Here is a 15668-nt window from a genome sequence, read left to right as displayed (position 1 = left end):
AAAACGGAGGCTTCCAGATGTTCGATTCCAGCGCTTTGCTGCGCTGCGCAGTACGGCCGAGTTGTTTTCCCTGCGCCATGTGAAGCAGTCGCACCAGGCGCTTTCGGTTCGCCGCAATGTTGCTGAGCCGCCCGTCTTCAGCCATGACGAAGGCGCCATGCTCACGGTGCGGGTCAATGGCGTGGAAGCCTATGCAGCCACCGCCGACCTGTCACAGGCCGGCCTGCAACGGGCACTGGATCAGGCCGAGGCACTGGCCCGACAAATCGCCCCGTTCAGCCTGCTCGACCTGCGCGAACAGCCAGCGACCAATGCTCGCCACGACCACATTTCACCCAATTTCGACCAGCCGGTACCCAGCCTTGCCGATTGCCTTGGCCTGCTCGCCGCCGAATCGGCCAGCGTGCCCAAGGACAGCCCCCTGGTCGACTGGCAGGCGAGCCTGGGCCTGAGCCTGGTCGAGCAGACCTACCTGAACTCGGCTGGCGCCGAACTTCGCCATGCCCAGCGCTTCCTGTTCCCGGGCCTGAGCGTTACCGCCAGCGACGGCCAGGACAGCCAGAGCCGCAGCCTGGGCCGCGACAACTTCGGCCAGCAAGGGGGTTTCGAAATCGTCGAGCGCTGTGGCCTGGTCGGCGCGGCCCGTCAGGTCGCCGATGACGCCTTGCAACTGCTGCTGGCACCCAACACCCCTGGCGGCGCGCGCGACCTGCTGCTGATGCCCGACCAGATGATGCTGCAGATCCACGAGTCCATCGGCCACCCGCTGGAGATGGACCGCATACTCGGCGACGAGCGCAATTACGCCGGCACCAGTTTCGTCAAAGCCAGCGATTTCGGCCACCTGCAATACGGCTCCTGCCTGCTTAACGTGACCTTCGACCCGACCATCGGCGAAGAGCTGGCCAGCTACAGCTTCGATGATGACGGGACCGCTGCCAGCAAGCAGTTCCTGATCCGCGATGGCCTGCTGCTGCGCCCGTTGGGGGGCGCCCTGTCGCAGTTCCGCTCAGGCCTGGATGGGGTTGCCAACAGCCGTGCCTGCGGCTGGAACCGTGCGCCGATCGACCGCATGGCCAACCTCAATATCGAACCGGGCGACCAGTCTCTGGACCAGCTGATCCAGGGCATCGAGCACGGCATCCTGATGCGCACCAACCGCTCCTGGTCCATCGACGATGCGCGCAACAAGTTCCAGTTCGGCTGCGAATGGGGCCAGCTGATCGAAAACGGCGAGCTCAAGGGCATCGTCAAGAACCCCAACTACCGCGGCATCTCCGCACAGTTCTGGCGTAACCTCGCGGCGGTCGGCGACCGCAGCACCTTCCAGGTTCTGGGCACACCCAACTGCGGCAAGGGCGAGCCCAACCAGGTGGTGCGGGTCGGGCATGCTTCGCCCGCCTGCGTGTTCCGCCAGATCGACGTTTTCGGGGGAGATGCCTGATGAAACACGTTTTCGAAGCCCTGATCGCGGATGTGCGCCAGGCCCTGCAGGCCGACGAGCAATTCACCCTCGGTTACAGCGCCGAACAGTCGCAATTCGTGCGTTTCAACCACGCCAAGGTGCGCCAGGCCGGCGAAGTCAGCCAGGCCAGCGCGCAACTGCGGTTGATCCGCGATGGCCGTCAGGCGGAGCAGCAGGTGACCCTGAGCGGCGACGCGCAACTTGACCGGCAACGCCTGATCGCAGCGCTGGAGCAGTTGCGCCAGACACTACCGATGCTGACGCTCGACCCATACCTGAGCCTGGACGAAAGCGCGTGGCACAGCGACAGCCAGCAGCAACAGCCGTTGCCCGAACTGAACGAAGTGCTGGCCCTGCTCGAACGTGAGGCAGGTGACCTTGACCTGGTCGGCATCTACGCCGCCGGCCCGATCTTCCGGGGCTTCGCCAGCTCGTTCGGGGCCATTGGCTGGCATCAGGCCAACAGCTTCAACTTCGACTGGAGCCTGTTCCACGAAAACGGCGAGGCGGTGAAGGCCAACTATGCCGGCCAGTTGTGGAACGCCGACGACTTCACCGCCCGCCTGCGCCTCGCTCGGCAACAGCTGGGCTTCCTCGGCCGCCGGGCAATTACCCTCAAGCCCGGCAGCTACCGCGCTTACCTGGCACCTGCGGCCATGGACGAAATTGCCGGTATGCTCTGCTGGGGCGGTTTCTCCGCGCAGGCCCTGGCCACTGGTAACAGCGCCCTGCAGCGCTTGTACAACGGCGATGCGCAACTGCACCCGCTGGTGAATTTCAGCGAGCAGGTCAGCGGCTCACTGAGCCCGGCATTCAGCGACGAGGGTTCACCGCGCCTGGATGTACCGTTGATCCAGCAGGGTCACGCGATGCAGCGGCTGGTCAGCGCCCGCAGCGCAGCGGAGTTCGAGTTGCGGGCCAATGGTGCCGACAGCTACGAGTCGCCATGCTCCCTGAGTCTGGCGCCCGGTGGCTTGCCCCGCGAGCAGATTCTGGAGCGGCTCGGTACCGGGCTGTACATCAGCAACCTGTGGTACCTGAACTACTCAGACCTGCCGGCGGCACGCATGACCGGGCTGACCCGCTTCGCTACTTTCTGGGTGGAGAACGGCGAGATTCAGGGGCCGGTGAGCACCATGCGCTTCGATGACAGCCTGTACAGTTTGCTGGGTGGCCAATTGGAGGACCTGACCCAGGAGCGCGAGATGATCCTGTCGACCAGCACCTATGGGCAGCGCAGTACCGGGTCGAGTCATTTGCCGGGGGCGCTGGTCAAAGGGCTGACCTTGACATTGTGATTTGCCTTGCCGGCCTCTTCGCGGGCACGCCCGCTCCCACAGATGTGATGCGCTACCTGTGGGAGCGGGCATGCCCGCGAAAGGGCCGGCACTGACGGAAGAGGAAGCCATGCCCGAACGCACCCCGCTGGACCCGACCACCGCCCGCTGGCTGCCCTGGGTGGTGGCCATCGCCTTCTTCATGCAATCCCTGGACGGCACCATCCTCAACACCGCCCTGCCGGCCATGGCCCGCTCGCTGGCTGAAGACCCCCTGCGCATGCAGGGCGTGATCATCGCCTACATGCTCACCGTGGCCCTGCTGATCCCCGCCTCCGGCTGGATCGCCGACCGCTTCGGCACCAAGCGCATCTTCTTCAGCGCCATCATGCTGTTCAGCTTCGGCTCGCTATTGTGCGCCACGGCCAACAGCCTCGGCTTCCTGATCTTCGCCCGCATCGTGCAGGGCCTGGGCGGCGCGCTGATGCTCCCCGTCGGGCGCCTGGTGGTGCTGCGCGCCTACCCGCGAACCGAGCTGGTGCGGATCATGAGCTTCATCACCATCCCCGGCCTGCTCGGCCCGCTGCTAGGCCCGACCCTGGGCGGCTGGCTGGTGGAAATTCTCAGCTGGCACTGGATCTTCCTGCTCAACCTGCCAGTCGGTGCGCTGGGCTGCTACGCCGTGTGGAAGTTCATACCCGACCTGCGCGGGGCCGAGCGCACCCGCTTCGACGGCCCCGGCTTCATCCTGTTCGGCGCGGCGATGGTGCTGATCACCATCGCCATGGAAGGCCTGGGCGAGCTGCACCTGCCACACCTGCGGGTGATGTTGCTGCTGTTCGCTGGCATGGCCTGCCTGGCGGCCTATTGGCTGCGCGCCGGGCGCGACCCGGAACCGCTGTTCTCACCCAGCCTGTTCCGCGTGCGCACGTTCGCCATCGGCATCCTGGGCAATCTGTTCGCACGCCTGGGCAGCGGGGCCCTGCCGTTTCTGGTGCCGTTGCTGCTGCAGGTGGCGCTGGGCTATTCGCCGGCCCAGGCCGGCATGAGCATGATTCCGCTGGCCGCCTCGGCGATGCTCGCCAAGTCGGTCGCCCGCTCGCTGATAGAGCGGCTGGGCTATCGCATCGTGCTGACCGGCAATACCTTGCTGCTGGGCATCCTGCTGGCCAGCCTGGGCCTGGTCGACGAGCAGACGCCGTATGCGCTGCTGCTGGTGCAGTTGGCCCTGCTCGGCGCCGTCAACTCGATGCAGTTCACGGCCATGAACACAGTGACCCTGATCGACCTCGACGACGCCAGCGCCAGCAGTGGCAACAGCCTGCTGTCGGTAGTCGCGCAGTTGTCGCTGAGCCTCGGCGTGGCCTGCGCCGGCGCCCTGCTCGGCGGCTTCACCGCAGCGGGCAGCGCCGACGGCGTGGAAACCACGCTAGGCGCGTTCCAGCTGACCTTCGTCACCATCGGCGTGATGGCCATGCTGGCGGCGGCGATCTTCCTGCAACTGTCGCCGACGGACGGAAGGCGTGCCCGTCGTCCGGAACAACACATGGAATCGTAGGGCGAATGGCCACGAGGCTGGTAAACTGTGCGGCATTTTTCGCTTCGCACCGCAGGCCCGCCTCGTGACCACCGAATCCACCGCCTTTGCCACCTTGCCGCTGTCTACCGCCATGCTGGCCAACCTGGACGCCCTCGGCTATGCCTCGATGACGCCGATCCAGGCCCAGAGCCTGCCTGTCATCCTGCGCGGCCAGGACCTGATCGCCCAGGCCAAGACCGGCAGTGGCAAGACCGCCGCCTTCGGCATCGGCCTGCTCAACCCGATCAACCCGCGCTACTTCGGCTGCCAGGCGCTGGTGCTGTGCCCGACCCGCGAGCTGGCCGACCAGGTCGCCAAAGAGCTGCGCCGCCTGGCCCGCGCCGAGGACAACATCAAGATCCTCACCCTTTGCGGTGGCGTGTCGCTGGGCCCGCAGATCGCCTCGCTGGAGCACGGTGCGCACATCATCGTCGGCACCCCGGGGCGCATCCAGCAGCATCTGGACAAAGGCACCCTGGTGCTCGACGGCCTGAACACGCTGGTGCTGGACGAAGCCGACCGCATGCTCGACATGGGCTTCTTCGACGCCATCGCCAGCATCATCGGCAAGACCCCGTCGCGTCGCCAGACCCTGCTGTTCTCGGCCACTTACCCGGCCGGCATCGAGCAACTGGCCGCCGACTTCATGCGCAAACCGCAGCAGGTCAAGGTCGAAAGCCTGCACGCCGACAACCAGATCGAGCAGCGTTTCATCGAGATCGACCCGCAGCAACGTCTGGAAGCCGTCACTCGCGTGCTTGGCCACTACCGCCCGCAGTCGTGCGTGGCGTTCTGCTTCACCAAGCAGCAGTGCGAGGACGTGGTAGCCCACCTGACCGCCAAGGGTATCGTCGCCCAGGCCCTGCACGGCGACCTGGAGCAGCGTGACCGCGACCAGGTGCTCACCATGTTCGCCAACCGCAGCAGCTCGGTGCTGGTGGCCACTGACGTGGCGGCCCGTGGCCTGGATATCGACGGCCTGGACATGGTCATCAACGTCGAACTGGCCCGCGATGCCGAGATCCATGTGCACCGCGTCGGCCGTACCGGCCGCGCTGGCGAGAAAGGCGTCGCGGTCAGCCTGGTAGCGCCAGCCGAAGGCCACCGCGCCCAGGCCATCGAAGACCTGCAGAAGAGCCCGCTGCGCTGGGACCAGTTGGACAGCCTCAAGAACCAGGGCGGCGCGCCGCTGCTGCCGCTGATGAGCACGCTGTGCATCGCAGCCGGGCGCAAGGACAAGCTGCGTCCGGGCGACATTCTGGGTGCGCTGACCGGTGATGCCGGGATCCCGGGCAAGCAGGTGGGCAAGATCGCCATTTTCGATTTCCAGGCATTCGTGGCTGTCGAGCGGGCGCTGGCCAAGCAGGCCATGCAGCGCCTGAACAGCGGCAAGATCAAGGGCCGGTCCCTGAAAGTCCGTATCGTCTGACCTATTTTTGGGGCCGCTTTGCGGCCCTTTCGCGACACAAGGCCGCTCCTACAGGGGATCGCATTTTCCTGTAGGAGCGGCCTTGTGTCGCGAAAGGGCTGCAAAGCAGCCCCGGCAATTCTGAAGAGGTAACACCGTGCACTCCACCGACGTGATCATCCTCGGCGCCGGCGCCGCCGGCCTGATGTGCGCCCAGCTCAGCGCCCGCCGCGGGCGCCGGGTGTTGCTGCTCGACCACGCCAACAAACCCGGCAAGAAGATCCTCATGTCAGGCGGCGGGCGCTGCAATTTCACCAACCTGTACACCGAGCCGGCCAACTTCCTCTCGCAGAACGCGCACTTCTGTAAGTCGGCCCTGGCCCGCTACACCCAGTGGGACTTCATCGAGCTGGTGAGCAAGCATGGCGTGCCGTACCACGAGAAGAAGCTCGGCCAGCTGTTCTGCGACAACAAGGCCAGCGACATCCTCGACATGCTGCTGGCCGAGTGCGACGACGCGGGCGCCGAAATCCGCATGCACACCAGCATCGAACACATCGAGAAGACCGAAACCGGCTACCTGCTGCAGACCAGCGGTGGGCAGTTCGCCTGCCAGTCGCTGGTGATCGCCACTGGCGGCCTGTCGATCCCGACCCTGGGCGCCACCGGCTTCGGTTACCAGGTGGCCCGCCAGTTCGGCCACACCTTGCTGCCGACCCGCGCCGGGCTGGTGCCGTTCACCATCACCGAGCCCCAACTGAAGGCACTGTGCACCGAATTGTCGGGCACTTCGCTGGACTGCACTGCCAGTTGCAACGGCACCAGCTTCCGCGAAAACCTGCTATTCACCCATCGCGGCCTCAGCGGCCCGGCGATCCTGCAGATCTCGTCGTTCTGGGAAGCCGGCGACACCGTGGAAATCAACCTGCTGCCCGATCGCGATGCGCTGGCCTGGCTGCAGCAGATGCAGGCCGAGCGTGCCAACGCCGAACTGAAGACCGTACTGGGCGAGGTGTTCACCCGCAAGCTGGCCAACCTGCTGGCCGAGCAATGGTTCGAGTCCCGCCCCATGAAGCAGTACACCCCTGGGGAACTGGCGCAGATCGCCGAAAAACTGGCGAACTGGCAAGTGGTGCCGGCCGGCACCGAAGGCTACCGCACGGCGGAGGTGACCCTCGGCGGGGTCGACACCCGCGAAGTGTCATCCAAGACCATGGAATCGCTGAAAAGCCCCGGCCTGTATTTCATCGGCGAGGTGCTCGACGTTACCGGCCATCTGGGTGGTTTCAATTTCCAGTGGGCCTGGGCATCCGCCAACGCCGCTGCGCAGTTCGTGTAGAGTAGAATCCATTCAGCAGCACGGAACGCTTCTTGCTGGCCGTGCTGCAATGCATTCATTCGATCACTGCCTAGCAGGCCATCATGTCATCGAGTTCGTTCAGTCAGTCACTGCGTCGCCTGTGGGGCCAAGACAAGTTCAGCTACAGCATCCGGGTCACCATCGCCCTCACCGGCAGCCTGGCCCTGTGCTGGTACCAGAACGAGATGGCACTGCTGATTCCACTGTTCCTCGGCATCATCGCCAGCGCCCTGGCCGAGACCGACGACAGTTGGCAAGGCCGCCTCAGCGCCCTGGCCGTGACCCTTCCCTGCTTTGCCATCGCCGCGCTGGCAGTCGAGTTGCTGTTCCCCTACCCGTGGATTTTCGTCGGCGCGCTGGCGCTGGCAGCGTTCGGCCTGACCATGCTCGGCGCGTTGGGCGAACGCTATGGCGCAATTGCTTCGGCGACGCTGATCACCTCGGTGTACACCATGATCGGCGTGGACCAGCGTGGCGGCCAGGTCAGCGACTTCTGGCACGAGCCGATGCTGCTGGTAGCAGGCGCAGCCTGGTACGGCCTGCTTTCGGTGCTGTGGCAGGCGCTGTTTTCCAACCAGCCGGTGCAGCAGAGCCTGGCCAAGCTGTTCTTCGAGCTAGGCAGCTACCTGAAGCTCAAGGCCAGCCTGTTCGAGCCGATCCGTAACCTTGATGTCGAGGCCCAGCGCCTGGAACTGGCCCGGCAGAATGGCAAAGTGGTCGCGGCGCTCAACGCGGCCAAGGAAATCATCCTGCACAGGGTCGGCAACAGCCAGCCGAACTCCAAGGTCAGCCGCTACCTCAAGCTGTATTTCCTGGCCCAGGACATCCATGAACGGGTCAGCGCTTCGCACTACCCTTACAACGCTCTGACCGAAGCGTTCTTCCACAGTGATGTGATGTTCCGCTGTCAGCGCCTGCTGCGTAAACAGGGGGCCTCCTGCCAGGAACTGGCGCGCTCGATCCGCCTGCGCCAGCCATTCGTATTGGCCAGCGGATTCGCCGAGGCCCTGGAAGACCTCAACGCCTCGCTTGAACACCTGCGTATCCAGAGCAACCCGGCCTGGCGCGGCCTGCTGCGTTCGCTGCGCGCCCTGGCTGCCAACCTGGCGACCCTCGACCGCTTGCTCAGCGCTGCCAGCAACCCCGACAGCTTGGCCGATGCCAGTGACAGCAGCCTGCTCGACCGCTCACCACGGAACCTGAAGGACGTATGGACACGCTTGCGCACCCAGCTGACACCGACCTCACTGCTGTTCCGTCATGCCCTGCGCCTGCCGCTGGCACTGTCGATCGGTTACGGCATGGTGCACTTGATCCACCCGACCCAGGGCTACTGGATCATCCTCACCACGCTGTTCGTCTGTCAGCCCAACTATGGCGCCACCCGGCGCAAGCTGGTGCAACGGATCTTCGGCACCGCGATCGGCCTGACTGTCGGCTGGGCCCTGTTCGACCTGTTCCCCAACCCGGTCATCCAGTCGCTGTTCGCCGTGGCTGCCGGCGTAGTGTTCTTCGTCAACCGCACCACCCGCTACACCTTGGCCACCGCAGCGATCACGCTGATGGTGCTGTTCTGCTTCAACCAGATCGGCGACGGCTACGGCCTGTTCCTGCCACGCCTGTTCGATACCTTGGTCGGTAGCCTGATTGCCATTCTTGCGGTGTTCCTGTTCCTGCCCGACTGGCAGGGCCGCCGCCTGAACAAGGCGCTGGCCAACACCCTGGCCTGTGCCAGCGTGTACCTGCGCCAGATCATGCAGCAGTACGCCCATGGCAAGCGCGACGATCTCGCCTACCGCCTGGCCCGACGCAACGCCCACAACGCCGATGCGGCGCTGTCGACCACCCTGGCCAACATGCTCATGGAACCGGGGCATTTCCGTAAGGAGGCCGATGTCGGCTTCCGCTTCCTGGTGCTGTCGCACACCTTGCTCAGCTACCTGTCAGGGTTGGGTGCGCACCGCGACACGGCCTTGCCGGCAGAGGTGCAGGAGCAGTTGATCGATGGTGCCGCGCAGAGCCTGGCCAACAGTCTGGACGAGATTGCCAATGGCCTGGCTGCGCGGCTGCCGGTAGCGATACACAGTGATGCCGAAGAATCGCTGGCCGCCGCCCTGGAGCAAATGCCGGAAGAACTGGATGAGCACCAGCGGTTGGTGCAGACACAGCTGGCGTTGATCTGCCGGCAGCTGGCGCCGCTGCGGACCTTGGCCGCCCATCTCATCAAGGAAGCACAGGCGGCTTGAGCGGGGTAAGGTCAGAAGCCATGCTGGCGTAGCAGCCGCGCATAGCTGCCATCGGCCTTCATCCCTGCGATGGCCTGCTCGAAGCGTTCGACGATCTGCTGGTGGTCGGGGTGTTTCAGGCTCACCAGAATATGCAGGGTATTCTCCGCCAGCGGCGGCTCTACCAATGTCACGCCATCGCGCACGTCCTGCGGCTCGCGTTGCAGGTTGTAGCGCGCCACATATTCGTCTTCCACGGCCAGGTTCACCCTGCCGGCTGCCAGCATGCGCACCGCGGTGGAGAAGTTGCGCACCGCCACCTTGCGCAAGCGGGTATCGCCATCGAAAGCGGGTGAATAGGCGTAGTCACGCACCACCGCGATGCTGTAGGGATAAAGGTCGCCCTGACTTTTATAACGGAACGTGTCGCCCTTGCGCTTGAGCAGGCGAATGCGGTTGTTCAGGTAGCCCTCGGAAAACTGCCCGATCTGCTGGCGCGCGTCGTTGTACCAAGCGTTGATCAGCACGTCGTAGCGCCCCTCGCCAACGCCCATCAACGCTCGCGCCCAAGGCACTTCCTCATAACTGCTGGCGTACCCCGCGCGGGTCAGCGCGGTTGTGACCAGGCTGGTCGCCAGGCCGCCGCCTGGCATGGCGCTGTCGGTGAACGGGGGCCAGGTGTCAGCCACCAGACGCAATCTGTCCTGGCCGGATACAGGTGCTGCCAGGAACAGGCCCAGCAAGCCCAACGTGCGAAGCAGTGGCCGCATGCAGAAGTCCTTTTTGCAGTGGAAGACACACGCTGAGGAAGGCGACGCGCAGATGAGAATACACAAAGGCTGCCATACGGGCAGCGGCCAATGATGTCATTTAGCCTCTATTTTGGCCGAGCCGGGGAAATTTGCGATGATCGGCCATCCATTTCGAGGAGTTGACACCATGTCCATCCACTGGCTTTGCAAGCACCACTCCGACCTCGACACGCATGAGCTCTATGCCATCCTGCAACTGCGGACCGCCGTGTTCGTGGTCGAGCAACGCTGCGCCTACCAGGAAGTCGATGGCCAGGACCTGACGGGCGACACCCTGCACCTCATGGGCTGGCAGGATGACAAGCTGGTGGCCTACCTGCGCCTGCTCGATCCGCAGTCGCAGGGCGGCGATGTGGTCATCGGCAGGGTGGTGACCTCGCCCGAGACACGCGCGCTGAAACTCGGTCATCCGCTGCTGATGAAAGGGCTGGAAGCAGCCGGGCATTGCTGGCACGGGACACCGGTGTATCTGTCGGCGCAGGCACACCTGCAACGGTTCTATGCCCAGCACGGTTTTGCCGTGGTGGGGGAGCAGTACCTCGAGGATGACATCCCGCATATCGGCATGCGCAAGGTCATGGATACCCCAGTACTGCCTTGATCTGCCGCAGGTGCCGGATGATCCACTGCTTGTCGATCGCCCCCCAGTCATGGATGCGGTAATGCCCGGCATGGTTGCGTGCGCCTTCCTGCTGCTCGAACTCGCAGACGATGTCCAGGTCGGCAAGTGCGGCGATGGTGTCCTGTGCCGTGCGCCGCGGCATGCCGGTGGCCTCCATCAACGCCGGCACGCTGGTGGCGGTCTGGCTATCGATCAGCCAGGCCACGTACAGGCGGCGGTAGAAACTGCTCTTGGTCTTGCTTACATCCATGCTGCGTGATCCTTACAGGTTGCCTGGCAACTCCCGGTAGGTCAGGTAGACGCGCAGGTCGAATTCCAGTTGGTGGTAGGCCGGCTCCATGTGCAGGCAGAGCTGGTAGAACGCCTTGTTGTGATCGCGCTCGCGCAAGTGCGCCAGTTCGTGCACCACGATCATGCGCAGGAACTCGGGCGCTGCCTCCTTGAACAGCGAGGCAATGCGGATTTCCTTCTTTGCCTTCAGCTTGCCGCCCTGCACCCGCGAAACCGCGGTATTGAGCCCCAGGGCCCGATGGGTCAGGTCCAGGCGGTTGTCGAACAGCACCTTGTCCAGGTTTGGCGCACTGCGCAGGTATTGCTGGCGCAAGTCCTGGGCATAGCCGTACAGCGCCTTGTCGCTCTGTACGTCATGGCGGCCCGGGTAGCGGCGCTGCAAGTATTCGCCCAGGCGGTCGCTGTCGATCATCTGCCGCACCTGCTCCTGCAGGTGCGGTGGGTAGGCTTGCAAATAGCGTAATACGGTCATGGCATCGCATTCGGCGTAACGAATGCCGATTCTAGCCAATCACGGCAGCAGCCAGGGGAAAATCACCGGGAAGCCAGTGGCATCGGCCGCTGTCATCGGGTGCGCGACCAGAAAACCCTGGACGTAGGCGCAACCGTTTGCCTTCAGCCACGCAGCCTGGGCCTGCGTTTCGACCCCTTCTGCGATCACGGTGATGCCACAGTCTGCACACAGGACGATGACACTTCGCACCAATGCGGCATCCGGTGCCGAATCTGGCAGACGTGCCACCAGATGGCGGTCCAGCTTCAAGGTGTCGATGGGCAGGTCGCGCAACATGCGCAACGAACAGTCGCCCGCGCCGAAATCGTCCAGCGCCACGCGAACGCCCAGTTCCCGCAGGCGGTGAATCTGCTTGATCGCCGCGTCGATGTTGTACATCAGCGAGGTCTCGGCGACCTCGACCTCCAGTTGCGACGGGTCGAGCTGATAATCCTGTATCACCCGCTGCAGTTCATCGACCAGGCTGGGCATGGAGAATTGAGCGCGACTCAAGCTGATACCCAACACCAGCTCCGGGTCGAAACGCTGGCACCAGGCCTGGCGCTGAGCAGCCCCCTGGCGGTAGATCCAGCTGGCCAGGCGGTTGATCAGCCGAGCCTCTTCCAGCAAGGGTATGAACAGCCCGGGCGGCACATCGCCAACACTTGGGTGCTGCCAGCGCAGCAGCGCCTCGAAGCCCCGGAGCTTGCCATCGGCAAAGGCCACCTGCGGTTGATACACCAGGCTGAAATCCTGTACCTCGATGGCATTGCGCACGCTGTCTTCAAGCATCAACCGCGAGCGGGCGCGACCATTGAGCTCCTGATCATAGAAGCGGTATTGCTGGCGACCTGCCTGCTTGGCTGCATACATCGCCGTGTCGGCCGCGCGCAGCAGGCCTTCGACATTACCCCCGCAGTCAGGGAAGGTGGCGATGCCGATGCTGACGCCCAGGCAGATGTCGATGCCGTCCACCTGCTGCTGGATCGACACCCTCTCGAGCAGTTTTTCGGCATAGCGCCCGGCCTGCTCCGGGTAGGGCAGGCCGTCGAACAATGCGGTGAACTCGTCGCCGCCCAAACGTGCCAGCAGCGCCTCGCTGCCCAGGCATTCCTTGATCTGCTCGGCCACCCAGAGCAGCACCCGGTCACCCGCTTCGTGGCCCAGCGAATCGTTGATCCGCTTGAAGCCATCGAGGTCCATGTACATCAGGGCCTGGGCCTTGTTCGAACGCTCGCCGCGCAGCAACGCGCCTTCGGCGGCCTGGTAGAAACCGCGACGGTTGAGCAGCCCGGTCAGCGGGTCGGTCACCGCTTGGTATTCGAGCTGCTGATGCAGGTTACGCTCCACCGACATGTCCAGCACCGTGACCACCATGGCCTGCTGCTCCGCCGGTAACGGCGCGCATGACAGCGCAACGGGGACCAGCTGGCCACCGGGGGTGCGCAGATGGGCATCATGGACCCGCACGATTTGCCGTGCGAGGTAGGCGTTGCGGAACTCCGACTCGCTCCACAAGGTGGCATTGGCCAATTGCAGCAGATCGAGCAGATGGGCACCCTGCAAGTGCTCCACCGAGCTGTGCATCAAGCGCGAGATCGCCGGGTTGGCAAAGCTGATGACACCCTCGGCGTCGACCACCAGGATGCCTTCGGCGGCATTTTCCAGGATCGAGGCGTTGAACGCCCGGGCAGTCTCCAGCTCGCGGGTCAGCTGCTGCAGCATGCGCCGGCTGCGCTGCTGGTCCAGCTGCGCCTGCACCTTGGGCTTGAGAATCTGTGGATCGAACGGTTTGAACAGGTAATCCACCGCGCCACTGGCGTAGCCCTTGAGCACGGCGGCATCGGACTGCTCGTTGGCAGTGAGGAAGATAATCGGGGTCAGCCGGGTTCGCTGGCTGCCGCGCATCAGGCGGGCGACCTCGAAGCCGTCCATTTCCGGCATCTGCACATCGAGCAGTACCAGATCGACTTCGTGTTCCAGCAACGTCCCCAGGGCTTCCATCCCCGAGCTTGCAGTCAACACTTGCCAATCGTTGCGCGCCAGCAAGGCGCGCATACTGATCAGGTTTTCCGGGTAATCGTCTACCACCAGGAGAACCGATTTGCCATCCAGTGGTTCGGGGTAAGCGCCATCCATGCTGCTTCTCTTGTTTGACAGACTTCGACTTGCTATTGGATCCAGCTGATACTCTAGACCTGCAGTTGTGACAAGCAATGCAATCAGATCGCTATCAATTGATTAGTTTCACGGTAGCCGACTAACGGTCGCCGTGCAGCATTTTCGACACATGAAAAACCCGCATCGCTGCGGGTTTTTCTTTGACGCTGGTGGATCAGTTGACCTTGGCAGCCAATTCACCCTTCAGGTAGCGCTGGAACATGCCTTCCAGCGAGATCGGCTTGATCTTCGAGGCGTTACCGGCAGTGCCGAACGCTTCGTAACGGGCGATGCACACGTCGCGCATGGCTTTCACGGTTTCACCGAAGAACTTGCGTGGGTCGAACTCGCTCGGGTTCTGTGCCATCAGGCGGCGCATGGCACCGGTGGACGCCAGGCGCAGGTCGGTGTCGATGTTGACCTTGCGCACGCCGTGCTTGATACCTTCGACGATCTCTTCGACCGGTACGCCGTAGGTTTCCTTGATGTCGCCGCCGTACTGGTTGATGATCGCCAGCCACTCTTGCGGGACCGAGGAAGAACCGTGCATCACCAGGTGGGTGTTAGGGATGCGCTTGTGGATTTCCTTGATGCGGTCGATTGCCAGCACGTCACCGGTCGGTGGCTTGGTGAACTTGTAGGCACCGTGGCTGGTGCCGATGGCGATGGCCAGGGCGTCGACCTGGGTCTTCTTGACGAAGTCAGCGGCTTCTTCCGGATCGGTCAGCATCTGGCTGTGGTCCAGTACACCCTCGGCGCCGATGCCGTCTTCTTCACCGGCCATGCCGGTTTCCAGGGAGCCCAGGCAGCCCAGCTCGCCTTCTACCGAAACGCCGCAGGCGTGGGCCATGGCGACGGTCTGCTGGGTGACGCGGACGTTGTACTCGTAGTCGGTCGGCGTCTTGCCGTCTTCACCCAGCGAGCCGTCCATCATTACCGAGCTGAAACCCAGCTGGATGGAACGTTGGCACACGTCAGGGCTGGTGCCGTGGTCCTGGTGCATGCACACCGGGATGTGCGGGAATTCTTCGATGGCAGCCAGGATCAGGTGGCGCAGGAATGGGGCACCGGCGTATTTGCGGGCGCCGGCCGAAGCCTGGACGATCACCGGGGAGTCGGTCTTGTCGGCCGCTTCCATGATGGCGCGCATCTGCTCGAGGTTGTTGACGTTGAAAGCTGGAACGCCGTAACCGAACTCGGCGGCGTGGTCCAGCATCTGGCGCATGCTAATGAGTGCCATTGTGTATCTCTCTCCCGACAAGCGTCGTTTGTTTCGTGCAAGCCTGCCGCAGGGGCGGTTGCTGTTCAAGTAGTGTGGGCCGCCTGTGCGGCCCGGCCAGTCACGGTGCCTTGCAGCCCCGCCCAATCAGATCGTTGGTTGCCACCCAGTACACCAGGCCTTCGTCGCCCTTGGTGTGGAAGGCCAGCACGCCATCGCTGTACAGCGCGCCAGAGGCGCCCGGCTCGGCCTTGAGCCGATAGACCTGGTCACCGCCGCCGAGGCGTACGTCAACCTGATCCCGCTGTGCATCAGCGAAGCGCCACAGCACTTCGGCCTGAGTGTCACAGACCCAGCGGGTCCAGTTGTCCGCCGGGGCGGGAGGTGCAGGCTGAATCAGCGAGCATCCTGCCAGTGTCGCCAGAGCCATCGAGGCCAGTAGCGCTTTCATTACATATCCTCTAGAGGACCACATAGCGGTCACTTGGTTGCCTGCTCCGACGAAACGCACGGCATCAGGGGCAACCCGGCGCCTGGCGCTGGTGTTCTTCGTCGTACTTTTCCAGCCCGTCCGGGCCAACGCGCTTGCTGATGACCGGCACGGTCTCGGCCTGCCACGCGGACTGGTAGCAACCGCCCTTGGGCGGCTGCGCCGGGTCGGCCTCCGAGGACGGGCTGCTGGAGCAGGCGCCCAGCATGCCGGCCAGAATCATCACAGGCAATTGCTTGACCATCAGGTCGCTCCCTTTGCCAGGCG

General features: G+C 64.0%; 14 protein-coding genes. 7 read left to right on the top strand and 7 right to left on the bottom strand.

Annotated elements, in window-relative coordinates:
• Nucleotides 1-43: 43 nt before the first annotated feature.
• The 6 genes from ACTORR_RS16615 to yccS all read left to right on the top strand — a co-directional run bounded on the left by ACTORR_RS16615 (nucleotide 44) and on the right by yccS (nucleotide 9335).
• Nucleotides 44-1444 (top strand): TldD/PmbA family protein, encoded by a 1401-nt coding sequence (locus ACTORR_RS16615; RefSeq protein ID WP_441344123.1) that lies wholly within the window; start codon nucleotides 44-46, stop codon nucleotides 1442-1444.
• Entirely contained in the window at nucleotides 1444-2763 is a 1320-nt protein-coding gene (locus ACTORR_RS16610; RefSeq protein ID WP_313366023.1) for a TldD/PmbA family protein, read from the top strand. The genes ACTORR_RS16615 and ACTORR_RS16610 overlap by 1 nt, the downstream gene beginning before the upstream one ends.
• A 109-nt stretch (nucleotides 2764-2872) precedes the next feature.
• A complete protein-coding gene (mdtD, locus tag ACTORR_RS16605; protein WP_099815611.1) occupies nucleotides 2873-4300 on the top strand; it encodes a multidrug transporter subunit MdtD in 1428 nt (475 codons plus the stop codon).
• A gap of 112 nt (nucleotides 4301-4412) precedes the next feature.
• A complete protein-coding gene (gene dbpA / locus ACTORR_RS16600) occupies nucleotides 4413-5750 on the top strand; it encodes an ATP-dependent RNA helicase DbpA (protein WP_256218752.1) in 1338 nt (445 codons plus the stop codon).
• A gap of 136 nt (nucleotides 5751-5886) precedes the next feature.
• Nucleotides 5887-7068: an NAD(P)/FAD-dependent oxidoreductase gene (locus ACTORR_RS16595; RefSeq protein WP_054887919.1), complete on the top strand. Its 1182-nt coding sequence runs from the start codon at nucleotides 5887-5889 to the stop codon at nucleotides 7066-7068.
• 83 nt (nucleotides 7069-7151) lie between these two features.
• Nucleotides 7152-9335: a YccS family putative transporter gene (gene yccS / locus ACTORR_RS16590; protein ID WP_099815596.1), complete on the top strand. Its 2184-nt coding sequence runs from the start codon at nucleotides 7152-7154 to the stop codon at nucleotides 9333-9335.
• Nucleotides 9336-9346: 11 nt separating this feature from the next.
• On the opposite strand, the gene ACTORR_RS16585 is transcribed toward yccS, so the two are convergent.
• Complete coding sequence (locus ACTORR_RS16585; protein ID WP_054887921.1) at nucleotides 9347-10084, bottom strand: substrate-binding periplasmic protein; 738 nt, start codon at nucleotides 10082-10084, stop codon at nucleotides 9347-9349.
• 169 nt (nucleotides 10085-10253) lie between these two features.
• Between ACTORR_RS16585 and ACTORR_RS16580 the strand changes: the two genes are divergently transcribed.
• The gene (locus tag ACTORR_RS16580; RefSeq protein ID WP_313364828.1) at nucleotides 10254-10727 is read left to right on the top strand and encodes a GNAT family N-acetyltransferase; all 474 of its coding nucleotides are present in this window, start codon (nucleotides 10254-10256) and stop codon (nucleotides 10725-10727) included.
• On the opposite strand, the gene ACTORR_RS16575 is transcribed toward ACTORR_RS16580, so the two are convergent.
• The 6 genes from ACTORR_RS16575 to ACTORR_RS16550 form a co-directional block, all read right to left on the bottom strand.
• Entirely contained in the window at nucleotides 10702-10998 is a 297-nt protein-coding gene (locus ACTORR_RS16575) for a winged helix-turn-helix domain-containing protein (RefSeq protein ID WP_054887923.1), read from the bottom strand. The two genes, ACTORR_RS16580 and ACTORR_RS16575, sit on opposite strands and share 26 nt — an antisense overlap.
• Nucleotides 10999-11010: 12 nt before the next feature.
• A complete protein-coding gene (locus tag ACTORR_RS16570) occupies nucleotides 11011-11511 on the bottom strand; it encodes a M48 metallopeptidase family protein (RefSeq protein ID WP_313364827.1) in 501 nt (166 codons plus the stop codon).
• Nucleotides 11512-11550: 39 nt separating this feature from the next.
• The gene (locus ACTORR_RS16565) at nucleotides 11551-13671 is read right to left on the bottom strand and encodes a putative bifunctional diguanylate cyclase/phosphodiesterase (protein ID WP_313364826.1); all 2121 of its coding nucleotides are present in this window, start codon (nucleotides 13669-13671) and stop codon (nucleotides 11551-11553) included.
• Between the two features lie 196 nt (nucleotides 13672-13867).
• Complete coding sequence (gene fba, locus ACTORR_RS16560) at nucleotides 13868-14932, bottom strand: class II fructose-bisphosphate aldolase (RefSeq protein ID WP_008093958.1); 1065 nt, start codon at nucleotides 14930-14932, stop codon at nucleotides 13868-13870.
• A 100-nt stretch (nucleotides 14933-15032) separates the two neighbouring features.
• The gene (locus ACTORR_RS16555; protein ID WP_054887925.1) at nucleotides 15033-15362 is read right to left on the bottom strand and encodes an MliC family protein; all 330 of its coding nucleotides are present in this window, start codon (nucleotides 15360-15362) and stop codon (nucleotides 15033-15035) included.
• Between the two features lie 64 nt (nucleotides 15363-15426).
• Nucleotides 15427-15645, bottom strand: coding sequence for a hypothetical protein (locus ACTORR_RS16550; protein WP_054887938.1), 219 nt, complete (start codon nucleotides 15643-15645; stop codon nucleotides 15427-15429).
• Between the last annotated feature and the right edge of the window lie 23 nt (nucleotides 15646-15668).

The sequence above is a fragment of the Pseudomonas sp. SAR267 genome, from assembly GCF_052077595.1.
GTDB classification, from domain to species: Bacteria; Pseudomonadota; Gammaproteobacteria; order Pseudomonadales; family Pseudomonadaceae; genus Aquipseudomonas; species Aquipseudomonas vlassakiae.
Note: the sequence above shows the minus strand (reverse complement) of the source record. Positions and strands in the feature narration are given on the sequence as shown.